General features: G+C 67.2%; 24 protein-coding genes and 1 riboswitch. Of the genes, 12 read left to right on the top strand and 12 right to left on the bottom strand.

All coding sequences use genetic code 11. From position 1 onward, the window contains the following. Positions 1-6: 6 nt before the first annotated feature. From AC1DVA_RS13170 to AC1DVA_RS13130, 9 genes are read left to right on the top strand one after another with little or no spacing between them, the layout of a single operon-like run. A complete protein-coding gene (locus AC1DVA_RS13170) occupies positions 7-732 on the top strand; it encodes a PIG-L deacetylase family protein (protein ID WP_265050463.1) in 726 nt (241 codons plus the stop codon). Then, positions 729-1,418: a 4-carboxy-4-hydroxy-2-oxoadipate aldolase/oxaloacetate decarboxylase gene (locus tag AC1DVA_RS13165; RefSeq protein ID WP_265050462.1), complete on the top strand. Its 690-nt coding sequence runs from the start codon at positions 729-731 to the stop codon at positions 1,416-1,418. The genes AC1DVA_RS13170 and AC1DVA_RS13165 overlap by 4 nt, the downstream gene beginning before the upstream one ends. A 51-nt stretch (positions 1,419-1,469) precedes the next feature. Further along, positions 1,470-2,645 carry an ABC transporter substrate-binding protein gene (locus AC1DVA_RS13160; RefSeq protein ID WP_265050461.1) on the top strand — a complete coding sequence of 392 codons (1,176 nt, stop codon included), beginning with the start codon at positions 1,470-1,472 and terminating at the stop codon, positions 2,643-2,645. A 31-nt stretch (positions 2,646-2,676) separates the two neighbouring features. Beyond that, positions 2,677-3,534 carry a branched-chain amino acid ABC transporter permease gene (locus tag AC1DVA_RS13155; RefSeq protein ID WP_476806144.1) on the top strand — a complete coding sequence of 286 codons (858 nt, stop codon included), beginning with the start codon at positions 2,677-2,679 and terminating at the stop codon, positions 3,532-3,534. Continuing rightward, positions 3,531-4,538, top strand: a complete 1,008-nt coding sequence (locus AC1DVA_RS13150; RefSeq protein WP_265050459.1) for a branched-chain amino acid ABC transporter permease — start codon at positions 3,531-3,533, stop codon at positions 4,536-4,538. Before AC1DVA_RS13155 ends, AC1DVA_RS13150 begins: the two co-directional genes overlap by 4 nt. Then, the gene (locus AC1DVA_RS13145) at positions 4,535-5,287 is read left to right on the top strand and encodes an ABC transporter ATP-binding protein (RefSeq protein ID WP_476806143.1); all 753 of its coding nucleotides are present in this window, start codon (positions 4,535-4,537) and stop codon (positions 5,285-5,287) included. Before AC1DVA_RS13150 ends, AC1DVA_RS13145 begins: the two co-directional genes overlap by 4 nt. Next, positions 5,280-5,990, top strand: a complete 711-nt coding sequence (locus AC1DVA_RS13140) for an ABC transporter ATP-binding protein (RefSeq protein ID WP_265050457.1) — start codon at positions 5,280-5,282, stop codon at positions 5,988-5,990. The genes AC1DVA_RS13145 and AC1DVA_RS13140 overlap by 8 nt, the downstream gene beginning before the upstream one ends. Before the next feature lie 25 nt (positions 5,991-6,015). Further along, on the top strand, positions 6,016-7,125 hold the full coding sequence (locus tag AC1DVA_RS13135) for a 5-methyltetrahydropteroyltriglutamate--homocysteine S-methyltransferase (protein ID WP_265050456.1): 1,110 nt from the start codon (positions 6,016-6,018) through the stop codon (positions 7,123-7,125). Then, positions 7,122-8,093, top strand: coding sequence for a catechol 2,3-dioxygenase (locus tag AC1DVA_RS13130; protein ID WP_265050455.1), 972 nt, complete (start codon positions 7,122-7,124; stop codon positions 8,091-8,093). Before AC1DVA_RS13135 ends, AC1DVA_RS13130 begins: the two co-directional genes overlap by 4 nt. Before the next feature lie 188 nt (positions 8,094-8,281). Here AC1DVA_RS13130 and AC1DVA_RS13125 read toward each other — a convergent pair whose 3' ends face one another. From AC1DVA_RS13125 to AC1DVA_RS13100, 6 genes are all read right to left on the bottom strand, one after another. Further along, on the bottom strand, positions 8,282-9,049 hold the full coding sequence (locus tag AC1DVA_RS13125; protein WP_265050454.1) for an SDR family oxidoreductase: 768 nt from the start codon (positions 9,047-9,049) through the stop codon (positions 8,282-8,284). Next, on the bottom strand, positions 9,046-9,966 hold the full coding sequence (locus AC1DVA_RS13120; RefSeq protein ID WP_476806142.1) for an ABC transporter substrate-binding protein: 921 nt from the start codon (positions 9,964-9,966) through the stop codon (positions 9,046-9,048). The genes AC1DVA_RS13125 and AC1DVA_RS13120 overlap by 4 nt, the downstream gene beginning before the upstream one ends. Before the next feature lie 216 nt (positions 9,967-10,182). Beyond that, positions 10,183-10,932, bottom strand: coding sequence for an ABC transporter permease (locus AC1DVA_RS13115; RefSeq protein ID WP_265050452.1), 750 nt, complete (start codon positions 10,930-10,932; stop codon positions 10,183-10,185). Beyond that, entirely contained in the window at positions 10,929-11,726 is a 798-nt protein-coding gene (locus AC1DVA_RS13110; protein WP_476806141.1) for an ABC transporter ATP-binding protein, read from the bottom strand. Before AC1DVA_RS13110 ends, AC1DVA_RS13115 begins: the two co-directional genes overlap by 4 nt. After that, a complete protein-coding gene (locus AC1DVA_RS13105; RefSeq protein WP_476806140.1) occupies positions 11,716-13,164 on the bottom strand; it encodes an acyl-CoA reductase in 1,449 nt (482 codons plus the stop codon). Before AC1DVA_RS13105 ends, AC1DVA_RS13110 begins: the two co-directional genes overlap by 11 nt. A 4-nt stretch (positions 13,165-13,168) precedes the next feature. Further along, positions 13,169-14,245 carry a LuxE/PaaK family acyltransferase gene (locus AC1DVA_RS13100; protein ID WP_476806139.1) on the bottom strand — a complete coding sequence of 359 codons (1,077 nt, stop codon included), beginning with the start codon at positions 14,243-14,245 and terminating at the stop codon, positions 13,169-13,171. 89 nt (positions 14,246-14,334) lie between these two features. Continuing rightward, positions 14,335-14,463: riboswitch (TPP riboswitch) on the bottom strand. Positions 14,464-14,601: 138 nt separating this feature from the next. Between AC1DVA_RS13100 and ggt the strand changes: the two genes are divergently transcribed. Both ggt and AC1DVA_RS13090 read left to right on the top strand, forming a co-directional pair. Then, a complete protein-coding gene (gene ggt, locus AC1DVA_RS13095; protein ID WP_265050448.1) occupies positions 14,602-16,278 on the top strand; it encodes a gamma-glutamyltransferase in 1,677 nt (558 codons plus the stop codon). A gap of 20 nt (positions 16,279-16,298) precedes the next feature. Beyond that, positions 16,299-17,264, top strand: coding sequence for a 2-hydroxyacid dehydrogenase (locus AC1DVA_RS13090; protein ID WP_265050447.1), 966 nt, complete (start codon positions 16,299-16,301; stop codon positions 17,262-17,264). Positions 17,265-17,276: 12 nt separating this feature from the next. Here AC1DVA_RS13090 and AC1DVA_RS13085 read toward each other — a convergent pair whose 3' ends face one another. From AC1DVA_RS13085 to pobA, 6 genes are all read right to left on the bottom strand, one after another. Next, on the bottom strand, positions 17,277-17,993 hold the full coding sequence (locus AC1DVA_RS13085) for an ABC transporter ATP-binding protein (protein ID WP_265050446.1): 717 nt from the start codon (positions 17,991-17,993) through the stop codon (positions 17,277-17,279). Beyond that, entirely contained in the window at positions 17,974-18,738 is a 765-nt protein-coding gene (locus AC1DVA_RS13080) for an ABC transporter ATP-binding protein (RefSeq protein WP_265050445.1), read from the bottom strand. Before AC1DVA_RS13080 ends, AC1DVA_RS13085 begins: the two co-directional genes overlap by 20 nt. After that, the gene (locus tag AC1DVA_RS13075; protein WP_265050444.1) at positions 18,735-19,742 is read right to left on the bottom strand and encodes a branched-chain amino acid ABC transporter permease; all 1,008 of its coding nucleotides are present in this window, start codon (positions 19,740-19,742) and stop codon (positions 18,735-18,737) included. The genes AC1DVA_RS13080 and AC1DVA_RS13075 overlap by 4 nt, the downstream gene beginning before the upstream one ends. Before the next feature lies 1 nt (position 19,743). After that, positions 19,744-20,607, bottom strand: a complete 864-nt coding sequence (locus tag AC1DVA_RS13070) for a branched-chain amino acid ABC transporter permease (protein ID WP_265050443.1) — start codon at positions 20,605-20,607, stop codon at positions 19,744-19,746. A 167-nt stretch (positions 20,608-20,774) separates the two neighbouring features. Next, complete coding sequence (locus AC1DVA_RS13065) at positions 20,775-21,965, bottom strand: ABC transporter substrate-binding protein (protein WP_265050442.1); 1,191 nt, start codon at positions 21,963-21,965, stop codon at positions 20,775-20,777. A 139-nt stretch (positions 21,966-22,104) separates the two neighbouring features. Beyond that, the gene (gene pobA, locus AC1DVA_RS13060; RefSeq protein ID WP_476806138.1) at positions 22,105-23,277 is read right to left on the bottom strand and encodes a 4-hydroxybenzoate 3-monooxygenase; all 1,173 of its coding nucleotides are present in this window, start codon (positions 23,275-23,277) and stop codon (positions 22,105-22,107) included. 129 nt (positions 23,278-23,406) lie between these two features. Between pobA and AC1DVA_RS13055 the strand changes: the two genes are divergently transcribed. After that, the gene (locus tag AC1DVA_RS13055) at positions 23,407-24,282 is read left to right on the top strand and encodes a helix-turn-helix domain-containing protein (RefSeq protein WP_265050440.1); all 876 of its coding nucleotides are present in this window, start codon (positions 23,407-23,409) and stop codon (positions 24,280-24,282) included. The last annotated feature ends 9 nt before the right edge of the window (positions 24,283-24,291 follow it).

The raw sequence follows: 24,291 nt of genomic DNA, 5'->3' as shown, positions 1-24,291 counted from the left end.
CTGGCGATGGCCAACACGCAGAAGACGGGTCTGGTGATCACGGCGCATCCGGGCGATTTCGTCTGGCGGGCCGGCGGCGCTATCGCGCTGCATGCGAAGCGCGGGATGCGCGTGAAGATCCTCTGCCTGTCCTATGGCGAGCGCGGCGAGAGCCAGTTCGCCTGGAAGAAGGCCGGCGTCAGGATGGAGGATGTCAAGGCACAGCGCCGCGAGGAGGCTGAAGCTGCAGCTGCTATGCTCGGCGCCGAGATCGAGTTCATGGATGCCGGGGACTATCCGCTGCGGACCACGCCCGAGATGCTGGACCGCGCCATCGACATCTTCCACGAACTCAATCCGAGCTTCGTGCTGACCCATGCGCTTGAAGACCCCTACAATTTCGACCATCCCGAGGCGGCCCGCTTCGCGCAGGAGGCGCGCATCATCGCGCAGGCCGCCGGCCACAAGCCCGATCCGGAGCGCGCCTATGCCGCCCCGCCGATCTTCCTGTTCGAGCCGCACCAGCCCGAGCAGTGCAATTTCAAGCCGAACGTCATCCTCAACATCGACGAGGTCTGGGAAACCAAGCGCAAGGCCTTCGAGATCCTCGCCGCGCAGAAGCATCTCTGGGAATACTACACCCGCGTCGCGCTCAATCGCGGCATGCAGGGCGGCCGGAACTCCGGCAAGGCGATGACCTATGGCGAGGCCTATCAGCGGCTCTTCCCGGAAGCGCTGGAGGCGCTGGCATGACCCCCGTCGTCATCCGCACGAAGAAGCGCGCGCCTGCCGCCGCAATGGCCGATCTCGGAGAACTCGGCGTCTCGACCACGCATGAGGCGATGGGCCGGAGCGGGCTGATGAAGCCCTATATGCGGCCGATCTATGCCGGCGCGCAGATCGCCGGCGGGGCGGTGACGGTGCTCGCACAGCCCGGCGACAACTGGATGATCCATGTCGCGATCGAGCAGGTGCAGCCGGGCGACGTGCTCGTCGTCGCCTGCACCACCGACAACACCGACGGCATGTTCGGCGATTTGCTCGCCACCTCGCTGAAGGCGCGCGGCGGTGTCGGCCTCGTCATCGATGCCGGCGTGCGCGACGTGCGCGTGCTGACCGAGATGGGCTTTCCGGTCTGGTCGCGAGCGATCTCGGCCAAGGGCACGGTCAAGGCGACGCTGGGTTCGGTCAACGTGCCGGTGGTCTGCGCGGGGGCGTTGGTCCATCCCGGCGACGTGATCGTCGCGGACGACGATGGCGTGGTCGTGGTGCCGCGCCGCGATGCCGAGGCCGTGGCCGCCGCCGGCCGCAAGCGCGAGGCAGCGGAGGAGGAGAAGCGCAGGCGCCTCGCCTCTGGCGAACTCGGGCTGGACATGTACGCTATGCGCGAAGGCCTCGCCAAGGCTGGCCTCGTCTATCGCGACGACGAAGACGAATAAACAGAAGCAAAGCCCCGCCAAGGGGACCACAAGCATCTCGGGAGGAACGACATGACGCATCGCAGGACAGTTCTGGGTGGAATTCTCGGCTTCACGCTGGCGGCCACGGCCGGCGGCGCGGCGCTGGCGCAGGAGGCAGTGAAAATCGGCTTGATCCTGCCGATGACCGGGCCCTTCGCCTCGACCGGCCGGCAGATCGACGCGGCGGTGAAGCTCTTCCTCGCCAAGGAGGGCGCGGTTCATGGCGGGCGAAAGCTCGAGGTGATCCTCAAGGACGACGCCGGCAATGCCGATGCGACGCGCCGCCTGGCGCAGGAACTGGTCGTCAACGACAAGGTCGCGGTTCTCGCCGGCTTCGGGCTGACGCCGCTCGCCATGGCGACGGCACAGATCGCGACGCAGGCGAAAGTGCCGGAGGTCGTCATGGCCGCGGCGACCGCGTCGATCACCGAAGCCTCGCCCTTCATCGTGCGGACATCCTTCACCCTGCCGCAGGCCTCCGAGCCGATGGCCGACTGGGCCGCGGCCAACGGCATCAAGAAGGTCTTCACGGTCGTGACCGATTACGGGCCGGGCATCGACGCCGAGACCTCCTTCGCGGCGAAGTTCAAGGCGGCGGGCGGCACGGTCGAGAGCGTGCGCGTGCCGCTGCGCAACCCCGATTTCGCGCCCTTCCTGCAGCGCGTCTCGGAAGCCAAGCCGGATGCGCTCTTCGTCTTCGTGCCCTCGGGGACCGGCGCGCAGTTCATGAAGCAGTTCGTCGAGCGCGGGCTGGACAAGGCCGGCGTCAAGCTGATCGGCCCCGGCGACGTCGTCGATGACGACATCCTCGAAGGCATCGGCGATGTCGCTGTCGGCGCGATCACCACGCATCACTACTCGGTCGCCCATGACAGCCCCGCCAACAAGGCCTTCGTCGAGGCTTTCCAGAAGGCCAATCCCGGCATGCGGCCGAATTTCATGGCGGTCGGCGGCTATGACGGCATGCGGCTCATCGCGGAGGCGCTCAAGGCGACCAAGGGCGATTCCGATGGCGAGAAGCTGATCGCGGCGATGAAGGGCGCGGCCTGGGAAAGCCCGCGCGGGCCGATCAAGATCGACCCCGACACGCGCGACATCATCCAGAACATCTACGTCCGCAAGACGCAGAAGGTGGGCTCCGAGCTGCACAATGTCGAGTTCGCGACGATCAAGGACGTCAAGGACCCGGTGAAGGCCCGCAAGTGACGGGCCAGACAGCCAGCCCGGATCGAAGCGCATGCTGACCATCCTGTTCGACGGCATCGCCTATGGGATGGTGCTCTTCGTCCTCGGTTGCGGGTTGTCCGTGACGATGGGGTTGATGAACTTCGTCAACCTCGCTCATGGCGCCTTCGCGATGCTCGGCGGCTATGTCGCCGTGCTGGCGATGCAGCGGCTCGGCCTGCCGTTCCTGGCGAGCCTGCCGCTCGCCTTCCTCGCGGCGGCGCTGGTCGGGATCGTGCTGGAGCGGCTGATCTACCGGCCCATGTACGCCAAAAGCCATCTCGACCAGGTGATGTTCTCGATCGGGCTGGTCTTCATGGCGGTGGCAGGCACCGACTGGCTGATGGGCTCGACCCAGCAGTTCATTCGGCTGCCGGGCTGGCTGCAGGGGCGCTTCGAGATCGCCGGCATCGGCATCGGCCGCTACCGGCTCTTCGTGATCGCGGTCTGCGGTCTGCTGGCGTTCTCGCTGCAATGGGGCTTCACTCGCACCCGCTTCGGCAGTCGGTTGCGGGCCGCGGTGGATGACGCCCGCGTGGCGCGCGGCTTGGGCATTCCCGTGAACCGGCTGTTCGCGCTGACCTTTGCGCTGGGATCGGGGCTCGCCGGATTGGGTGGCGCGCTTGGCATCGAGCTGATGGGGCTCGATCCCAGCTTTCCGCTGAAGTTCATGATCTATTTCCTGATCGTGGTGACGGTCGGCGGCACCTCGAGCATCACCGGGCCGTTCTTCGCCGCCATGCTGCTCGGCGTCGCCGATGTGGTCGGCAAGTACCTCGTGCCGCATGTCGGCGCCTTCATCATCTACGCGCTGATGGTGGTGCTGCTGATCACCCGGCCGCACGGGCTCTTCGCGAGGGCGCGGGCATGAGCGCCGGCACGTTCGAGACGCGCGTCCGGCAGGCTCTGTACGCCTCGCGGCGCTGGCATCCGGCGGAGATCGCCTTCTGGGTGCTGGCCTTCGCGGCTTTCCTGCTGTTCCCGCGCAATCTGCTGCTGCTCAACGAGATCGCGATCCTCGCGCTGTTCGCCCTCTCGCTGGACCTGATCCTCGGCTATGCCGGCATCGTTTCGCTGGGGCACGCGGCCTTCCTCGGCATGGGCGCCTATGCGGCAGGGCTCACTGCCAAATACGTCACAGCCGATCCGCTGGCCGGGCTTGCCGTCGGCATGGGTGCGGCGGGGCTGCTCGGCCTCGTCACCAGCCCGCTCGTGCTGCGCGGCACCGATCTCACCCGGCTGATGATCACGCTCGGCGTCGCGCTCATCCTCTACGAGCTGGCGAACTCCTTCGGCTCTCTGACCGGCGGCGCGGACGGCCTGCAGGGCATCATGATGGCGCCGGTGCTCGGGCTGTTCGGCTTCGATATCTTCGGCCGCACGGCGTATCTCTATTCGCTCTCGGTGCTTTTCCTGCTGTTCCTGATCGCGCGGCGGGTGATGCATTCGCCCTTCGGCTTGAGCCTGCGCGCGGTGCGGGACAACCCGCTGCGCGCCTCGGCCTCGGGCGTGCCGAACGGCCGGCGCCTCGCCGCGGCCTACGCGCTCGCGGCGGCCTATGCCGGGGCGGCGGGCGCGCTGCTCGCCCAGACCACGCAGTTCGTCTCGCTCGACGTGCTCGACTTCCACCGCTCGGCCGATCTGATGCTCGTGCTGATCATCGGTGGCGCCGGCTATCTCTATGGCGGGCTGGTCGGCGCGATCGCCTTCAAGCTGCTGCAGGACGTGATCGCGAGCTTCACCCCGCAATACTGGATGTTCTGGATCGGGCTCTTCCTGGTGCTGTTCGTGCTCGGCGGGCGCGAGATGATCCATGGGGCGATCAAGAAGATCGCCGGACGCTTCGCCCGGTTCGGGCGGGGAGGGGCGCAATGACGATCGCGCTCCAGACTTTCGACCTCTACAAGAGCTTCGGCGGCATCACCGCCACGGATCATGTCGACTTCACTCTCGAGCGCGGCGCGCGCCACGCGCTGATCGGGCCGAACGGCGCCGGCAAGACCACCTTCGTCAACCAGCTCACCGGCGTGCTGCGGCCGACATCGGGCCGTGTCGAACTGATGGGCGAGGACATCACGAAGCTGCCGCGCGAGGCGCGGGTGAAGCGCGGGCTCGCCCGCACCTTCCAGATCAACCAGCTCTTCGCTACGATGACGCCGCTGGAGATGATCGCGCTGGTCACCTCCGAGCGGCTCGGCCGGGGCACGCATCCTTTCCGCGCGCTGGATCGCGATCCCGATCTCGTGGCTGAGACCGCCGAGATCCTGACCCGCTTCAGGCTCGACGACATCATGGATAGCCGCATCGCGACGCTGCCCTATGGCAAGCAGCGCCAGATCGAGATCGCCGCCTCCTTTGCCGCGAGGCCGTCGGTTCTGCTGCTCGACGAGCCGGCGGCCGGCGTGCCGGAAGCCGAGCGCCGCGAATTGATGCAGACGGTCGCCGAATTGCCCGACGACGTCTCCGTGCTGCTGATCGAGCACGACATGGACCTCGTCTTCCGCTTCGCGACGCGGATCACCGTGCTGGTCAATGGCCGGGTTCTGGCGGAGGGAACTCCGGACGAGATGGCGCATGATCCGGCCGTGCGTGCCGCCTATCTCGGCGAGGGCGCCCATGTCTGAACTCCTGCAGATCGAGAAGCTGTGCGCCGGTTATGGCGAGGCGCAGGTGCTGTTCGACATCGACCTCACGCTGGCGGAGGGGCATTCGCTTGCGCTGCTCGGCCGCAACGGCGTCGGCAAGACGACGCTGGTCAACAGCATCATCGGCGTCACGCGCCGGCGTGGCGGGCGGATCGTGCTCGCCGGGCGTGATCTCACCAGCGTCTCGCCCGAACAGCGAGCGCAGGCCGGCATCGGCTGGGTGCCGCAGGAGCGCAACATCTTCAAGTCGCTGACCGTGCTGGAAAACCTGACCGCCGTCGCGCGTCCGGGGCCATGGGATACCGCCCGCGTCTTCCGGATGTTTCCACGCCTCGCCGAGCGCAAAGCCAATCTCGGCAACCAGCTTTCCGGCGGCGAGCAGCAGATGCTGGCGATCGGCCGGGCGCTGATGCTCAACCCTAAGCTATTGCTGCTCGACGAGCCGACCGAGGGGCTGGCGCCGATCATCGTCGAGGAACTGCTGCGGGCGTTGAAGGCGCTGTTCCGCGACGAAGGGCTCTCCGCCATCGTGATCGAGCAACATGCGCGCAAGATCCTCGAGCTGACGGACGACGCCATCGTCCTCGAACGCGGCCGCGTGGTCCTGGCGGAACGCAGTGCTACGCTCATCGCCGAGCCGCAGCGGCTCGAACATCACCTCGGCCTCGCCGCCGCGGCCTGACCATCAAGAACCGGGAGGACAAGACATGACCCAGAGACAGAAGCCGCCGTTCCGGGGCGATATGGTGGGCAGCCTGCTGCGTAGCGCGCCCGTCAAGGAAGCCCGCGCCAAGGTCGCCGCCGGCGAGATGAGCCATCCGGAGCTCACCACGATCGAGGACGAGGAGATCAGGAAGCTCGTCAAGAAGCAGGAGGAGATCGGCCTGCAGGCGGTGACCGACGGCGAGTATCGCCGCGCCTTCTGGCATTTCGACTTCCTCGACGGCTTGGACGGCGTCACGACCTACGAGACCGACGCAGGGATTCAGTTCAAGGGCGTCGCCACCAAGGGGCATGGCATCCGCGTGACCGGCAAGCTGGATTTCCCGGCCGACCATCCGCATCTCCAGCATTTCAAGTTCCTGGCGTCGGTCACCAGCCGCGTGCCGAAGATGACCATTCCGAGCCCGTCGATGCTGCACTACCGCGGCGGACGGAAAGCGGTCGACCCGAGCGCCTATCTCAAGATGGAGGATTACTACGACGATCTGGGCAAGGCCTACGCCAAGGCGATCAAGGCCTTCTACGATGCCGGCTGCCGCTATCTGCAGCTCGACGACACCAGCCTGTCCTATTTCTGCGATCCCGAGCAGCGCAAGATGCTGGCAGAGCGCGGCGACGACCCGGACAAGCTCATCTTCATCTATCGCGACGTGCTTAACGCCGCACTGAAGGCCAAGCCTGCCGACATGCAGATCACCACCCATACCTGCCGCGGCAATTTCAAATCGACCTTCATCGCCTCGGGCGGCTACGAGCCGGTGGCCGATCTCGTCTTCAACCAGATCGATGTCGACGGCTATTTCATGGAATGGGACGACGACCGCTCCGGCGGCTTCGAGCCGCTGCGCTTCCTGCCCAAGGGCGACAAGCACGTCGTGCTCGGCCTCGTGACCTCAAAGTTCGGTTCGGTCGAGAGCAAGGACAATCTCAAGCGCCGCATCGAGGAAGCCGCGAATTTCGCCCCGCTGGAACAGCTCTGCCTGTCGCCGCAATGCGGCTTCGCCTCGACCGAGGAAGGCAATGTGCTGGCCGAGGACGAGCAATGGGCCAAGCTCTCGCGCATCCTCGAAACCGCCAGGGAAGTCTGGGGATGAGCAGCGAGCCCTGTTTCGACGTCGCTCATCTCGGCCATGTCGAGCTCTTCACCAACAAGCCCGAGGCCAGCCTCGATTTCTTCGTCAACATCTTCGGATTGACGGAGAGTGGGCGGGAGGGCGATTCCGTCTATCTGCGCGCCTGGGACGATTACGAGTTCCACACGCTGAAGCTCACCGCTTCAAATAACACCGGGGTCGGTCATATCGGTTACCGCGCCTCGAGCGAGGCAGCGCTCCTGCGCCGCGTCGCCGCGATCGAGGCGATGGGGGCCGGCATCGGCTGGAGCGAGGGCGATCTCGGCCATGGCCGCGCCTATCGCTTCCGCGATCCCGACAACCACGTCTTCGAGATCTATTTCGAGACGAACAAGTATGTCGCTCCCGAAGCGGAGCGGCCGGCGCTGAAGAACCAGGCGCAGCGCAACCATGGCCGCGGTTGCGCGGTGCGCCGGCTCGACCATCTCAACCTGCTCGCGCAGGATGTCGCGGTGATCCGCGACTTCATGCCGAAGGCGCTGGGCAGCCGCGTCACCGAGCAGATCGTGCTGGATTCGGGCGAGGTCGGCGGCTGCTGGTTCACCGTCAACAACAAGAGCTACGACATCGCCTATACGCGCGACCACACGCCGGCGCAGGGGCGCTTCCACCATGTCACCTATGCGGTGGACCAGCGCGAGCACATCCTGGAGGCGGCCGATCTCTTCCTGGAGAACGGCGTCTTCATCGAGACCGGCCCGCACAAGCATGCGGTGCAGCAGACCTTCTTCCTCTATGTCTACGAGCCCGCCGGCAACCGCGTCGAGATCGCCAATGCCGGCGCGCGCCTGATCCTTGATCCGGACTGGCAGACCGTGACCTGGACCGAGACCGAACGGAAGAAGGGCCAGGCCTGGGGGCTCAAGACGATCGAGAGCTTCCATACGCATGGCACGCCGCCGGCAGCGTCGGCGCCGGGATCGCCTTGAACGAGGCCGTCATTCCGGGGCATGCCGCAGGCATGAGCCCGGAACCCATGAACACCGTCGCGGCTGGACAAGGGTGGCGGCTGCCGCTTCGATTCCCCCCGCGATGTCGTGGTCATGGGGGTTCCGGGCTCTTCGCTGACGCGAAGCCTCGGAATGACGGTGTGGTTCCCAGCTAGCGGCGCTGCGAATCAGCTCATCACCAGCCCGCCATCGACATGCAGCGTCTGGCCGGTGACGAAGCCGCTCCAGTCGCTGGCGAGGAAGAGCACGGGGCCCGCCACATCCGCCGGCGTCGCGATGCGGCGCAGCGGCGTCTGCGCTATCAGAATTTCGCGGACCTCTTCCTTGGTCGAAGCGCTCGCATCGGTTGGGTAGACCAGACCGGGAGCGACGCAGTTCACCCGGATGCCGAGCGGGCCGAGATCAACAGCCAGATTGCGGCTGAAGCCGATCAGCGCGGCCTTGGCGGTGGTGTAGTCGTGATAGGGGATGCTCGGGCGCGCCACGAGGTCGCTCGCGATGTTGACGATGCTGGCGCCGCTGCGGCGCTGGAGCAAGGGCAGCATCGCCCGGCAGACCGTGTAGGCGGCCTTCACCGCGCCGTCGAATTGCTGGCCGTATGCCTCCCAGGGCGTCTCCCAGAAGCGGGCGCGATTGTCGGGGTCGAAGCGATACGGTGCAAAGGCATTGTTGACGACGACATCGAGCCGGCCGACCTCCTCCGAGATGCGCTCGGCCATTGCCACGACCGCCTCGGGAGAGGTCACGTCGGCCGCGATGGCGAGCGCCTCGCCGCCGAGCGCGCGGCATTCCGCTGCGACAGCTGCGGCGGCCTCGTCGTTGCGGAGGTAATTGACGATGACGATGCCGCCCTCGGCGGCGAAGGCCTTCGCGATCGCGGCCCCGATGCCGCGGCTGGCGCCGGTGACGAGGATGGCGCGGTCGCGGAATTTCACGGCATGCCGTCCTTCTGCGGGATGAGATCGCTCTTCACGATCTCCTTCATGTCGAGCGGGCGGGCGATCAGCCCGAGGCTGCGGAAGGTGTCGGCGCCCTTTTGCAGGGCTTCGAGATCGAAGCGGCCGAGGCCTTCGCGCTCGGTCGTCGGGGAGACGCTGGAGAGGTTGCGCAGCTTGATGATCTCGAGATTGACCGCCTCATCTCGGCCGTTGATGGCGCGGGTGAGGGCGAGGCGCGCAGCCTCCTCGGGCTTGGCGATCATCCAGGCGGCCGAGTCGCGATAGGCGGCGAGGAATCGCTTCAGTAGCGGCTTCTTCGCTTCATAGGTCGCCTGCGTCACGACAAAGAGATCGCTCGGCAGGTTGAGCTGGTCGCGGACCTCGATCACGTCGACCTCGCCCAGCCCCTTGGCGCGGGCGACGAGCAGACCGGTATCAGTCGCGGCGGTGGCGTCGAGCTGCCCCTGCATCAGCGGCGCGAAGTTGAGCAAGCCGGCGACCTGGACTGTCACGTCCTTCTCGCCGAGCCCGACCTGATGCAGCAGTACGAGGAGGTTCTGATAGGTGCCGCTGGCGAGGCTGTAGACGCCGATGCGCTTGCCCTTGAGATCGGCTGCCGAGCGGATGCCGCTCGCCTTCGGCGCGACGACGTTGAAGACGTTCTGCGGATAGATGTTGTAGATCGCGACCAGCTTCTCGCCCTTGTCGAGCGCGAGATAGAGCGAGGCGGGGTCGGTGAAGGCGATGTCTGCCTGGCCGCTCAGCATGTTCTGAATCGCCGCTCCGCCGCCATTGCCGGGCACATAGTCGAGCGCGATGCCCTTGGCCTTGAAGAAGCCCTTGTCCGGCTCGGCGAGCAGGTTGGTGATCTCGCTGATCGGCTGGCTCCAGCCGGCGATGGTGAATTTCTCCAAGGGTTGGGCCTGAGGCGAAGTCCAAGCGGACAGCAAGAGCGCGACCGCTGCCGCTACGCTCGCCGTCATCCCGGACAAGCGGCGAAGCCGCGCAGATCCGGGATCCATCGTAGAGCGCGGAGCCCTGCGATGGATCCCGGCGCTCCGCTTCGCTGCGGCCGGGATGACGAGCCCTGTTCTGAGAATACGAGCAAGAGCAGGGAAGATGGCCATGGTCTAACCTTTCGAGAAGCGATGCAGGACGCGGCGCTCCAGCACGCGCACGGCCTCGTAGAGCAGCATTCCGAGTGCGGTGATCACGACGAAGAGCGCGAAGATCAGGCTCGAATCCATCACGCTCTGGGCGGCGATGATCGAGGCGCCCAGCCCGACGCGCCCGCCGATGAACTCGCCGACCACCGCGCCGACCAGCGCGAGCACGACTGCGACGCGCAGGCCCGCCATGATGACGGGTAGCGCCGCCGGCAGCTTCAGGCGCAGCAGGGTCTGCAAGCGGCTGGCGCGGAGCATGCGGAAGAGTTCGCGCCGGGCCGGATCGACCTCGGTCAACCCGGTCAGCGTGTTCTCCATCAGCGGGAAGAAGCAGATCAGCGCGGTGATGACGACGGTTGGCGTCATGCCGAAGCCGAACCAGATGATGAAGAGCGGACCGAGCGCGAGCTTGGGCACGAGCTGGCTCGCCAGCACATAGGGGTGCAGCAGGCGCCCGAGCATGGGGACTTCCGCGAGCAGGATGCCGACGCCGAGGCCGACGATGGTGCCGATGCCGAGTCCCAGCGCCATCTCCGTGGCCGTGACGGCGAGATGCGGCCAGAGCCGGCCGGTGGCGATCTCGCTCCACAGTGTCGCCAGCACGGCCGAGGGTGGTGGCAGGACGAGGGCGGAGAGGCCGCCGAGCCGGCACCAGGCTTCCCAGCCGGCGAGCAGGGCGAGAAGCAGCAAGAGGGAGGGGAGGCGCGCGGTCATGCGGCCGGCCTCCGGCTTGCGATAGCCCCGGTTTCGCCATCCATGGCGTCGCGCAGTTCGCGGCAAGCCGCCGTGAACGTGGGTGCATAGCGCATGTCGCGATGGCGCGGGCGCGGCAGCTCGATTCGGCGCGCATGGGTGAGGCGGCCCGCCGCCATCACCGCGACCTTGTCGGCGAGATAGACGGCCTCGGCGATATCATGGGTGACGAAGAGCGCCGTCGTGCCGTGGAGCGCGCAGAGCCGCAGCAGATCATCCTGCAATTCCTCGCGGGTCAGGGCATCGAGTGCCGCGAAGGGCTCGTCGAGCAGCAGCAAATCCGGTTCGCCGATCAGCGCGCGGGCGACGGCGACGCGGCTCTGCTGGCCCCCGGAGAGTTCGGTGGGGCGGCGGCTAGAGAAATCTGCGAGGCCGACACGCTCAAGCAGGTCGAACGCAGCATCCTTATCGGCGACGATGGGGCGGCGCTTCAGCGAGATCGGCAGCAGGACATTGTCGAGAGTGCTCAGCCAGTCGAGCAGGGTCGGGGCCTGGAAGACGAAGCCGGCGCGGAGGCTCGGGCCATGCAGCGCCTCGCCGCCAATGCGGATGGCGCCCTCGCTCGGCACGAGCAAGCCGGCGGCGAGCTTGAGCAACGTGGTCTTGCCGCAGCCGCTGCGGCCGAGCAGGCAATGGATCTCGCCGCGCGGGATGATCCAGTCGACGCCGTCGACGATGGCCGGGCCGCCCGCGTCATAACGGAAGGCGACCCGCTCGATCGCGACGAAGCCGGGGGTGGTGGGGTCAGTCGACATAGGGCGCGAACCCTTCTGCCGCGGCTTCAGCGCCGTGCTCGATCTCGGTCAGGGTGACCAAGTCGAGCAGGCTGAAGCGCCCGTCATGGTGCCAGCCGGCCTCCGGGGCCGCCATGCGGCCGAACGGGGCGATGCGGGTGACGCCGACCTCAGCAAACTGCTCCGCGAGCTGGAACAACCTCTCCGGCGCCGCCGCTATCCCGGCCGTCTGCAGGAAGTTGCGATAGGGCGCGACGAGGGCCGGGATCTCGTCGAGGCTGTCGACCGAAACCAGTTTGAGCGTGCGGTTGAGGCCTGTCGGACTCAGGTCCTCGGGCGTCTCGACATGGGCGACGCTCCACGAATCTGTGGGCTCGCCAAGGAGTTCTGCGGCGCCTTTCAGTGCGCCCATCTCCTGCGCGCTGCGCCAGGCCGTGATGGAGGCGGATTCGGCCGGCGAAAGCGTGCGACGGGGGTGGCGATGGGCGAGGGCGGCCAGTTCCTGCGCGACATGGCGCGCGAATTCGGCTGGCGAAACCCGCCCGCCGCGCTCGACGAAAAGCATCTGTGGGGAATAGCAGCCCTGCTGCTCGTAGCGGGCGGCGTCATGAGCGGCGAGGCGGGCCAGCGCGGGTGCCCTGCGGCTGTCGAGCGCTTCGCGCGCGACGACGCCGAAGCCGATCTTGTGGCCATGCGGCAGGAAGCGCGTGGTGATCGGCAGCTTGGCGCGCAGCGCCGTGAGCGTATCGTTGCCGCCATAGGCCATGACGGTGTCGGCCGCGCGCAGGAAAATTGGTTCGGCAGGCGCTTCGCCACCCTTCCACCAGGTGATGGCGAGGCATTCGCCGAGTTCGGGGTCGATCTCGGCGATCAGGCCCGCAAACCAGCCCGCCGTCAGCGGCTCGGCCGAGGCGAGTTTGCCGATCGTGCCGGCCTTGACCAGAAGCCCGCAGATCAGGCTCCAGAGCGAGAGCGCCGGCACGTTGCCGGCCCAGACATGCAGCAGCAGCTCCGGGCCGTGAGCGCGCAGGTAGCCGCCCTTGGGCGTCGGCTGGAAGCCGTCCAGCATGGCGGGATTGGCGAAATCCTCGGCCAGGAAGCGCAGGAGCTGCGGGCGCCGGAAGGTCTTCAGATAACTCGTGAGGCCGAGACGCACCGTCTCGCGGTCGTAGCCGGTGATGATCGGCAGAAGGTGCTCGGCCTTGCGCCGCAGCGGATGCTCGCGGTCGAGCAGGCGGGCAATGGCGGCGTCGATCGCTGCGACGATGCGCGCGGTGTCCATCCGCTTCAGCCGGGCGCGGGCATTGCTGCGCACATGGTCGCAGAGAGCAGCCGCCTGAGCCTCGTCCAGCTCCGGCAGCGCGATGGTCGCGCTCTCGCCCCAGGCGCTATAGCTGACTTCGCGCCAGCGCAGCGCCTCGCGATTCAGGCCCGGCAGATGGCCCRCATATTCGATCACCGTATCAGCCTCGCGCTGCGGCCAGGAATTCGGCGACCGCGACCGAGCAACCCTTGGAGGCCTCGCCATCGACCCGGCCGAGCAGCCTGAATCCACCCGGGACGATCTCGCCGGCGTCCTCGGTCAGGATCGCCGAGACGCAGTTGAAATGCGCGAGGTCGTGATGGACGATCACGCCGCGCTCGCCCTCGGGCAGGTCGGTGCCGGTCAGCGGATCGACGACGCGGCTGCGGATCCAGTGCGGGCCGGATTTCACCGACGGGCAGATCGCATTGCCGTCGTCGTAGAGCTGCGAGCTCAACTCGGTCATGCCGTACATGTTGATGCAGGACGAGCGGGGCACGCCCAAGGCGAGGCTAAGACCGTCGTAGAACTCGTCGAGTCCCAGCTCGCGCGACTGGCCCTTGAAGCCGCCGGTGTCGAGGATGAGGCTGCCTTCGGGCAGGGCGAAGCGCCGGCCGGTCGCCGCGAGCGCGTCCAGCACGGGAGCGAAGGAATAGCTCGCGCCGAGCAGGGCATAGGGCTCGCCGCTCTTCGCCGCTTGCTCCAGCGCCGACAAAAGGCCGTCGAGGTCGAGACCCGACGAGCCGATGAACACCTCGGAATCCGACGTGCCGCATTCGCGACGGGCGAGCGAGAGATAGCAGGCGAGCGAGGAGTTCGGCAGGGCGGCTTCGTCGGGGAAGAGGATGCCCATGCGGATGCGCTCGCGGCCGCGCATGAAACGCTCACGGAAGTTCACCAGCATCGAGCGGCTCCAGACGGCGAGCGTCGGGTGGTAGCTGCGGCCGCGTATCCCTTGCGTCGTGCCGCTGGTCATGAAAACGCGCTCGGCCGCTTCCGGCGGGCTGCAGCTCAGCGTCAGATCCTTGAAGGCCGTGATCGGCACGGCCGGGATGTCGCGCCAGCGCCTGACGGAGAGCGGCGTGCGGCCGCGCTGCAGGCAGAAGCGCTTGTAGGGCTCGTTGTTGCGGAACTGATACGCGAAGACCTTCAGCGCCATCGCCTCGAATTCGGCATCCGACGCATCGGGGAGCGCGATGAACGCCAACAGCGCGTCGATGATCTCGGCTTGCGTCATCTTAAGCCCGCTCCTGCCCGACCCGCCGGCTTGCCCGGACGGAATCGATCGCGATGAGGACCACATGCGCAGCTGGAATCGGGGCCTCGATGGCCGCCTGTCCCGCATCCCTACGCCGGTATGATCCGGATCAGGTTCGGAGGGTCACCGCGTTGCCGAGCTCGAAAGCCCCGCGGGCGGAATCTCAGCCTCCTAGCGAGGCCCCCCTGGGAACAGGGTTTAGGTGGGGCCTCGGCCCCTGCCTTGTCAAGCGTTGCCGGCACAGGGCCGCCAATTGTGGGTGAGTGGTCCGAACATGGCGCGCATGCCGAAGAAGAGGCTCGACGTCGGGCCGCAAAAGCGTTGATGTGCCGCCCATGAACGTTTCCGCTCCGCCGCCCCGCATCGCCTCTTTCACCTGCGAGAAGAAGCCGGCCACCGGCTCGCGCGGGATGGTCGTCACCAATCATCCGCTCGCCTCGGCGGCGGGCGCGCAGATGCTGCTAGCCGGTGGCAATGCGATCGACGCCGCGGTCGCCTCGCTGTTCGCGTTGACGGTGGTGGAACCGATGATGGTCGGCATCCTCGGCGGCGGCCTGAGCCATATCCGCCTCGTCGATGGCCGCCATGTCGTGATCGACAATCTCTCGACAGCGCCGGGCCATGCGACGGCGGACATGTACGATTGCCTCTCAGACGAGATCGGCAAGCAGCGCGATACGCGCGACCGGGAGAATGTGGTCGGCGCGAAGGCGGTCGCCGTACCCGGCGCGCTGAAGGGCTGGTGCGAGGTGTTGGCGCGTTTCGGCACGCTGCCGCTGGCCGAGGTGCTGCAGCCGGCCATCGGGCTGGCGGAGCGCGGCTTCGTCGTCACGCCCTATCTCTCGAACTGCATCACCGACAATGCGGGCGATCTCGCCCGCGATCCGGGGCTTGCGGCGATGCTGCTGCCGGGCGGCCAGCCGCTCCAGCCCGGCGCAAGGCTGGTCCAGTCAGACTATGCCGCGAGCCTGAGGCTGATCGCGGCAGAAGGGCCGCAGGCGCTCTATGGCGGGCGGCTCGGCCGGGCGCTGACAGACTACATGGCGGCGAATGCCGGGCTGATCGATCAGGCTGATCTTGCCAATTACCGCATCGAATTGCGCGAGCCCATTCGCGGCTCCTATCGCGGCTACGAGATCGTCGGCCCCCCGCCGCCTTCTTCCTCCGGCGTGCACATCACGCAGATGCTCAACATCCTCGAAGGCTACGATATCGGCGCCCTCGGCTTCGGTTCGACTGACGCGGTGCATCTGCTGGCCGAGGCGCTGAAGATCGCCTTCGCCGACCGGGCCGTAGCAACCGCCGATCCGGCCTTCGTCAAAGTCCCGGTCAACAAGCTGATCGACAAGGCCTATGCGAACGAGCGCCGCGCCCTGATCGCGATGGGCGAGGCGAAAAGCTGGACGGCCGGACTGTCAGGCGGCGAATCCGCCGATACGACCCATGTCACCGTGGCCGATGCACAGGGCAACGTCGTCAGCGCGACGCAGACGATCAACGGGCTGTTCGGCGCCTGCGTCCAGATTCCCGGCACCGGGATGATCGCCAACAACTACATGTTCAACTTCGATCCGCATCCCGGTCGGGCGCTTTCGATCGCGCCGGGCAAGCGGGTTTTCACCTCGATGGCGCCGATGATGGCACTGAAGGAGGGCAGGCTCGCCTTCGCGCTCGGCCTGCCGGGGGCGCTGCGCATCTTTCCCTCCGCATTGCAGGCGATCGTCAACCTGATCGACCATCGCATGACCTTGCAGGAGGCGGTCGAGGCGCCGCGCGTCTGGACCGAGGGCGGCGTGCTCGAACTCGAGGAAGCCATCCCCGAGGCGGTGGCACAGGAACTCGCGGCACGCGGCCATCGCGTCGTGCGCTCGCCGCGCGTCGCAGGCGGCATGAACGCCATCGCCTTCAATGCGGATGGCACGCTGACCGGGGCCGCCTGCTGGCGCGCCGATGGCACGCCGGTTGCCATCTCGGGCGGGCTTGCCCGTGCCGGCGCACGCTTCACCATCTGACCGTATTCCCGGAAAATTCAATGCCCGAGACCATCGTCCTCCTCGACATGACCAGCCCCGAGCGCGCCGAGCGCATGCGGGCGCTGCTCCCGCCCGGCTTCGTGTTCACCCACGGCACGGCGCGCGGCGACGACCATATGAAGCAGATCATCGCTGAGGCCGATTACGCGATCTCGGGCCAGGTCGGCGTCTCGCGGGAGGTGCTGGGCGCAGCGAGGAAGCTGAAGCTGCTGCATAAATGGGGCGTCGGCTACGACAATATCGACATTGCCGCTGCAAAGGATCTCGGCATCACCGTGGCGCGCACCACCGGTTCCAATTCCGTGCCGGTGGCCGAGTTCGCGCTGGGGTTGGCGCTCTCGGCGCTGCGCTTCATCGGCTATGGTCATGCCGAGCTGAAGCAGGGGCATTGGGCGACCGGCAAGCTGCCGGGCGATCCCTTCATGCTCTCGGGCAAGACGGTCGGCATCGTCGGCTTCGGCGCGATCGGCCAGAATCTGGCGAAGCTGCTCAAGGGCTTCGGCTGCACGATCCTCTACAGCAAGCGCCAGCCGCTCGACGCTGAGGCGGAAGCGGCGCTCGGCGTCCGGCATGCATCGCTGCCGGACATTCTGGCGCAGTCCGACATGGTCTCGCTGCATTGCCCGCTGACGCCGGAGACGACCAATCTGATCGATGCGGCAGCGTTCAAGGCGATGAAGAAGACGGCGGTGCTGGTCAATGTCGCGCGTGGCGGCGTGGTCAACGAGGCCGATCTCGTCGCGGCGCTGCGGGCGCGGGAGATTGCCGGCGCGGCGATGGACGTGTTCTCGATCGAGCCGCTGCCGGCCGACAGCGAGCTCCTGACGCTCGATAATCTCGTGGTGACGCCGCATCTCGCCGCGATGGCCGCCGATAATTTCGCGCCGACCGTGAAGCGGATGTTCGACAACATGGCGCGCGTTTCGCGCGGCGAGCCGGTGCCGGAGCGCGATCTGGTGGTGTGAGGCTTCAGCGGCTCAGTGCAGCCCGCCGACGCCGACATAGCGTTCGAGCACCTCGGCATCGGCGCGTAGCGCGGCCGGCTTGCCCGACCAGACGATCCGTCCGCGTTCGAGGACAATGATATCTTCGGCAAAGTGGAGGGCGCTCTCCAGGCGCTGCTCGACGAAGAGGATCGTCATCGCGCCGCTGCCGGCGAGCCGGGTGAAGGCCTCCATCAGCATGTCGCAGATCACCGGGGCCAGCCCCTCCAGCGGCTCGTCGAGCAGCAGCACCGAGGGCTGGCCAAGGATGGTGCGCGCCGTCGCCAGCATCTGCTGCTCGCCGCCCGAGAGTTGGGAGCCGAGATTGCGGCGGCGTTCCTGCAGGCGCGGAAACAGCGAATAGGCCTCCTCGATCGCGCTGCGCGGGCGACCTTTGAGCCCGGCGAAGAGGTTCTCCTCCACCGTCAGGCCCTTGAAGATTTCGCGGGTCTGCGGGACGAGGCCGATGCCGCTATGGGCGCGGGCGGCGGTGCCGAACGCGGTGATATCGGCGCCGCCGAGGCTGATGCTGCCGGCATAGCGGCGCGTCAGCCCCATCAGGCTCGCCATCAGCGTGGTCTTGCCCATGCCATTGCGGCCGAGGATGGACAGGCGCCCGCCCGCAGGCACGGAGAACGAGACATCCTCCAGCACATGGGTCTGGCCGTAGCCGGCGCTCAGGGCGCGGACGTCAAGCGTGGCTGCCGGCATGCGCGTAGTTCCCGAGATAGGCTTCACGGACCTTGGGGTCCCTGGCGACATCGGCCGGCAGGCCCTGGAAGATGAGCTCGCCCGCCGCCAGCACCACGACCCGCTTCGCGAAGCGGAAGACGAGGTCCATGTCGTGCTCGATCATCAGCACGGCGAGCGAGGGCGGCAGGCGGGCCAGCGCCTCCTCGATGCGTGGTGTGTCGGCGGAGGGCACGCCGGCCGCCGGCTCGTCGAGCAGCAGCACCTTCGGGCGCTGCGCCAGCGCGATGGCGATTTCGAGCAGGCGCTGCTGGCCATAGGCGATGGTCGCGACCTTGCGGCCGGAGACCTCGGTGAGCCCGAGCGTCGCGAGAATGTCGGCGGCCTCGTCACGCGCTTCGGAATCGCCATGGAAGCGTGCGAAGATGCGGGTCGCGCGGCCGAGCCGCTGCAGGATGGTCATGACGACGTGCTCTTCGGGCGTCATGTCCGGGAAGAGGCGCGTGACCTGGAAGGTGCGGACGAGCCCGCGCCTGACCCGCTTGACGGCGCCGAGCGCGGTGATGTCCTCCCCCGCGAGACGGACGCTGCCGGCACTTGGCGGGATGCGACCGGTGACGAGGTTGACGAAGGTGGTCTTGCCGGCCCCGTTCGGGCCGATCAGCGCCAGCCGCTCGCCCGCGGCCATCGCGAGGGAAAGGTCGTGATTGACCTTGAGCCCGCCGAATTGCTTCGAGAGATGCGAAACCTCGAACAGGGCGGTCATCGGCCTGCCCCCCAGCGTCGGCGCGTCAGCAGCCGAGCCAGCTCGTCCAGCGATCCCGAAAGCCCGCGCGGGGCGAACAGCACGATGGCGATCAGGACGGCGCCGACCAGCGTCATCCAGTGGAAGGGGTTGATGGCGGAGACGATATGTTCGAGCGCCATGAAGATTACCGTGCCGATCAGCGCTCCGTAGAGGCTGCCGATGCCGCCCAGCACCAGCATGACGAGAGCGTTGGCCGAAATCTCGAAGCTCACGCTGTCGAGGCCGACGACCTGGGTCGCGATCGCCGCGAGCGCGCCGCCCATACCGGCGACCGCGCCGGAAATCACGAACATCTTGAGCAGCACGGGGAAGGCGAAGATGCCGAGCGCGCTGATGCGCAGCGGGTCTTCCTTGAGGCCGCGGCAGACCATGCCGAAGGGCGAATGCACGATGAAGCGCAGCGCCGCGAATACGACGAGCAGCAGCGCGAGCCCGAAGAAATAGGCGCTGCGGCCCCAGAGATCGAATTCGAAGATGCCGAAGAGCGGGGCGGGCACCATGCCGGAGAGGCCGTCGCTGCCGCCGGTGAGCGACGAGGCCTTGTTGGCGGCCTCGTGCAGGAGTTGGACGATGGCGATCGAGAGCACGAGTTGCGGCAGGCCGTGGGCGCGCAGCATCACGGTGCCCATGAGCAAGCCCATGACGGCGCCCGCGGCGGCGCCGATCAGGACGAGCAGAAAGGGCTCGGTGATGCCGTGGACGCAGGCGATGCCGGCGGCGTAGGCGCCCGCGCCATAGAGCGCGCCCTGTCCGAGCGAGGCGATGCCGCAATAGCCGATGATCAGGTCGAGCGAGAGCACCAGCAGCGCCACCGAGATGACGCGGGTCAGGAAGGCGAGATTGTCGGGGAAGAGTACATAGCCGCCGAGGCCGACCAGCGCGATCAGGCCGAGGCCGAGGAGGTCGCGGCTGAGCGAATGGGTTCGGGACGCGGCAGTGCGTGGGGGCAGGACATCCGTCATTCTACTGCGCCCGCCCCATCAGGCCGCGCGGGAAGGCGCAGACCACCAGGATCACCGCGAGATAGAAGAAGAAATTGCCGAATTCCGGCACGAGATAGCGGCCGGTGACGTCGATTGCGCCCAGCAGCAGGCAGGCGGCGAGCGCGCCGGGGATCGAGCCCGCGCCGCCGACCGAGACGACGACGAGGAAGGTCACCATGTAGCGCAGGGCGTAATAGGGCTCGATCGGCAGGAATTCGGCGCCGACCACGCCGCCGAAGGCCGCGAGCCCGATCGCCAGCGCGAAGCTCGCGGCATAGATGATCTCGGTGCGAACGCCGAGCGCGCGCGCCATGGGCGCATTCTCGACGGCAGCGCGCAGATGGATGCCGAAGCCGGTGCGTTCGATCAGGAACCACAACCCTCCGGCGACGACGAGGCCACTCACGATGACGAAGAGCCGATGGCCGGCGATGCTGCGGAAGCCGAGATCGATCGGCCGGGCGAGGTCCGCCGGTAGGGGGATCGTCTTCAGCGTCGGGCCGAAGAAATAGTTGGTGATGCCAATGACGCAGAAGGTGATGCCGATCGTCATCAGCACCTGCGAGAGCTCGCTCCGATCATAGATGCGGCGATAGAGCAGGCGTTCCAGCGGCACGGCGATCAGCACCGTGCCGACCATGGCGAGGATGATGGCGAAGCCGTAGCCGAGGCCGAGATCGCGCGCCGCATAGGAGGCGATATAGCCGCCGATCATGGCGAAGGCGCCATGCGCGAGATTGACCACCCGCATCAGCCCCATCGTCAGCGACAGGCCGATGCAGATGATGAACAGCGCCATGCCATAGGCGAAAGCGTCCATGGCGATGCTAAGCGCGGTCTGCATCTGCGGGCCTCGTTGCTGCCTGGCGCGGCGCATGGCGGGGAAAGCCGCCGTCATGCTCGGGCTTGACCCGAGCATCTCATGAAGAAGAGGCGCCAGAGCCTCTTCCGGGCGGGGATTCTCGGGTCAAGACCGAGAATGACGGCGCGGTTCAAGCGAGAATGACGTGCTCACTTCGCTAGGCCAGGGTCCTTCTGGTCCGGGAAGCTGGCGATCTCCCGGTTGATCCAGCGGCCCTGCGCATCCTTGGCGACCTCGCGCAGATAGATGGTCTGCGTGACGTGGCGGGTCTCGGGGTCGATCTTGACCGGCCCGCGCGGGCTTTCCCAGGCGAGGCCCTTCACCGCCTCGACCGCCTTCTCGGCATCCTGCTTGCCACCGGTCGCCGCGATCATCTTGGAGATCACGAACAGGCCGTCATAGGCTCCGACGGCCGGGAAGGAGAGCAGATCGGGCGCGCCGATCGCCTTGTCGGCGGCGGCGACGAAGCGCTTGTTGATCTCCGAGTCGTGCGAGACGGCATAGTGGAAGGAGGTCACCATGCCGGAAGCGGCTTCGCCCAGAGCCGGCAGATCGGATTCCTGTGTCAGGTCGCCGGTGGCGAAGAGCTTGACGCCCGCCTGCTTCAGGCCGGTGTCGCTGAAGGCCTTGACGAAGCCGAGCGTCGGCGGGCCAGAGGGCAGGAAGGCGAAGACGCCCTGCGCGCCGGCATCGCGGATGCGCTGCATGATCGGGCTGAATTCGGTGGTGTTGAGGGGCATGCGGATCGATTCGGCGACTTCGCCGCCCGCCGCCTCGATCGCCTTCTTGAAGGCGCCTTCGGCATCGACGCCCGGGCCGTAATCGGTGACGACCGAGACGAATTTCTTGATGCCGCGCTCGACGGCGGCCTTGCCGATCGGGGTCGCGGTCTGCGCCGTGGTGAAGGAGGTCCGCACCACCAGCGGCGAGGAGGTCATGATCGCCGAGGTCGCGGCGTTGAAGATCACCAGCGGGACGTTGCCCTGCTTCAGTAGCGGCGTGATCGCCATCGCATCCGGCGTGAAATAGACGCCGCCGAGATACTGCACCTTGTCACGGACGATCAGCTCCTGCGCCAAGGCGCGGGCCTGCTGCGGGTTGGCCGTCGGCAGGTCGCGATAGACCAGCTCGATGTCGTGGCCGGCGACGGACTTGCCGTTCTGCGCCAGCCAGGCCTCGGCACCGGCCTGGAAATTCTTACCCTGCAGGGCGAAGGGGCCGGAAAACGGCCCGATGATGCCGACCTTGATGGTATCGGCCGATGCGGCGCTCAGCGTCAGCGCTGCCGCGACAGCCAGCGCGCCCGCGGGCAGCAGCCTGCCCAACAATCCCTTGCTCATCTACGTCTCCTCCCAATGCTGCTGGCGATCCCGCAAGCGCTTTGCGCGGATCGATGCTCTAGCTGTTCGGGCCGGTTGCCGCCATGGCGCCGGGCCTCTTGTTATCACCAACGCAATTTTCCGCCCTGCCGCAAGGCTCTCAATAGGGCAGGCCGGCATAGTTCTCGGCGACGGCGGTGGCAGCCGCGCGCGAGTGAATCAGATAATCGAACTCCGCCTGCTGGATGCGCTGGTCGAAGCCGTCACGCTCGGGGAAGCGGTGCAACAGGTTCGTCATCCACCAGGAGAAACGTTCCGCCTTCCAGACGCGGGCGAGAGCTCGAGCCGAATAGGCTGCGAGACCGGCATCCGAACCGTCGCGATAGTGCTCGCGCAGGGCGTCGAAGAGATAGCGCACGTCGCTCGCGGCCAGATTGAGGCCCTTAGCCCCGGTCGGCGGCACGATATGGGCGGCATCGCCGGCCAGGAACAGCGGGCCGTGGCGCATCGGCTCGGCGACGAAGCTTCGCAGGGGGGCGATGCTCTTTTCGAGCGAAGGGCCGGCGGTCACCGTATCGGCCACCTCGGCCGGCAGGCGCCGGCGCAGCTCGTCGAAGAAGGCCTCGTCCGACCAGTTCTCGACGCGCTCCTCCAACGGGACCTGGATGTAGTAGCGGCTGCGCTCGGCCGAGCGCATCGAGCACAGGGCGAAGCCCCGCTCGTGGTTGGCATATACCAGCTCATGCGCCGCCGGCGGACGGTCGACCAGCAGGCCGAGCCAGCCGAAGGGATAGATTCGCTCGAAGCCCTGCAGCGCGGCCGGCGGGACGGAGGCGCGCGAAACCCCGTGATAGCCGTCGCAGCCGGCGATGAAATCGCAGCGCAATTCCTGGGCCTGCCCGTTCGCCCGGAAGGTCACGCGCGGCGAAGCGGTATCGATGTCGTGCAAGGCGACATCCTCGGCCTCGTAGATCGTCGGATGGCCGAGCGCCTGCCGGGCTTCGACGAGGTCGCGCGTCACCTCGGTCTGGCCGTAGACGGTGACCGTCCTGCCCCCGCTCAGCTGTTTCAGATCGATGCGATGGAGCGCGCCGCCGAATGCGAGCGAAAAGCCGTCATGAACCAGGCCCTCCTGATCGAGCCGCTCGCCGACGCCGGCCTCGTGCAGGAGATCGACCATGCCCTGTTCGAGCACGCCGGCACGGATGCGCGACAGCACGTAGTCGACGCTGCGCCGCTCGAGGATGACATTGTCGATACCGGCACGCGACAGAAGCTGTCCGAGCAGCAGGCCGGCAGGGCCGGCGCCGATGATGGCGACCTGCGTTCGCATTGTTATTGACCTCCCGCGAAGCGCCGATTTGCACCGTTCGATCCGCAAGGCACAGCTAAGCTATTAAAGCCAGTTGACGGAATGGAGGATTCGCGCAGTGTCTTGGACTAATCGATCCTGAGGCCTTGGATGCCCGGCAGAACCGTCCCCGCTTATTGGCTCTATGGCGAGCGCCTGAGCGACCGCTTCCCCGATGCGCTGCACATCGAGCCGATCATGGCGCGCAGCTCGCTGCATGGCTGGACGATCCAGCCGCATCTGCATCACGACCTGTTCCAGTTCTTCCTCGTGGCGCAAGGGGGCGGCCGGACACGCGTCGATGGCCGCGACCATCATCTGTCGCCAGGATCGGTGCTGTTGTTGCCGCCCTCGACCATCCACGAATTCGCGTTCCTCGACGGGACCGATGGCTTCGTCGCCAGCGCGGCCGCGACGTCGCTGAAGCGCCTGTTCGGCAGTGAGCCGGAAGCGGGAGCCCTGCTCGGCGCCGCGGCGGTGCTGCATGTGCCGGCGGATGGTGCGGAGTTCGTCGGGCTGCTGGCTCTCATGCGGCTGGCGATGAGCGAATTCTCCGCGAACCTGCCGGTGCGCGAGTTCGCGCTCGGCGCCTATGCCGATCTCATTGCATCCTGGTTCGTGCGCGCAATGCGCGGCGTCAAGGCTGGCGCAGAGCCGGCGAGGGACGCGCGCGCCGGCCTCGTGCGCCGCTTCGTCGAGCGGGTCGAGACGCGCTTCCAGCAGCATGACACGCTCACCGATTATGCGCGCGCGCTGGGCGCATCGGCGCCGCATCTGTCGCGCAGCTGCCGGGAATTGCTCGGCCATTCCGCCGCGCGCGTGATCCAGGACAGGCTGATGATCGAGGCACGGCGCGATCTGGTCTACACCGCGATGACGATCTCGCAGATTTCTTTCCGGCTGGGCTTCGCCGATCCGGCCTATTTCTCGCGCTTCTTCGCCAAGCGCGCGGGCGTGTCGCCCTCGGACTACCGGGCGAAGACCTGAGCGGCCAGA

This window comes from Allobosea sp. P4_C6 (genome assembly GCF_056402015.1).
Note: the sequence above shows the minus strand (reverse complement) of the source record. Positions and strands in the feature narration are given on the sequence as shown.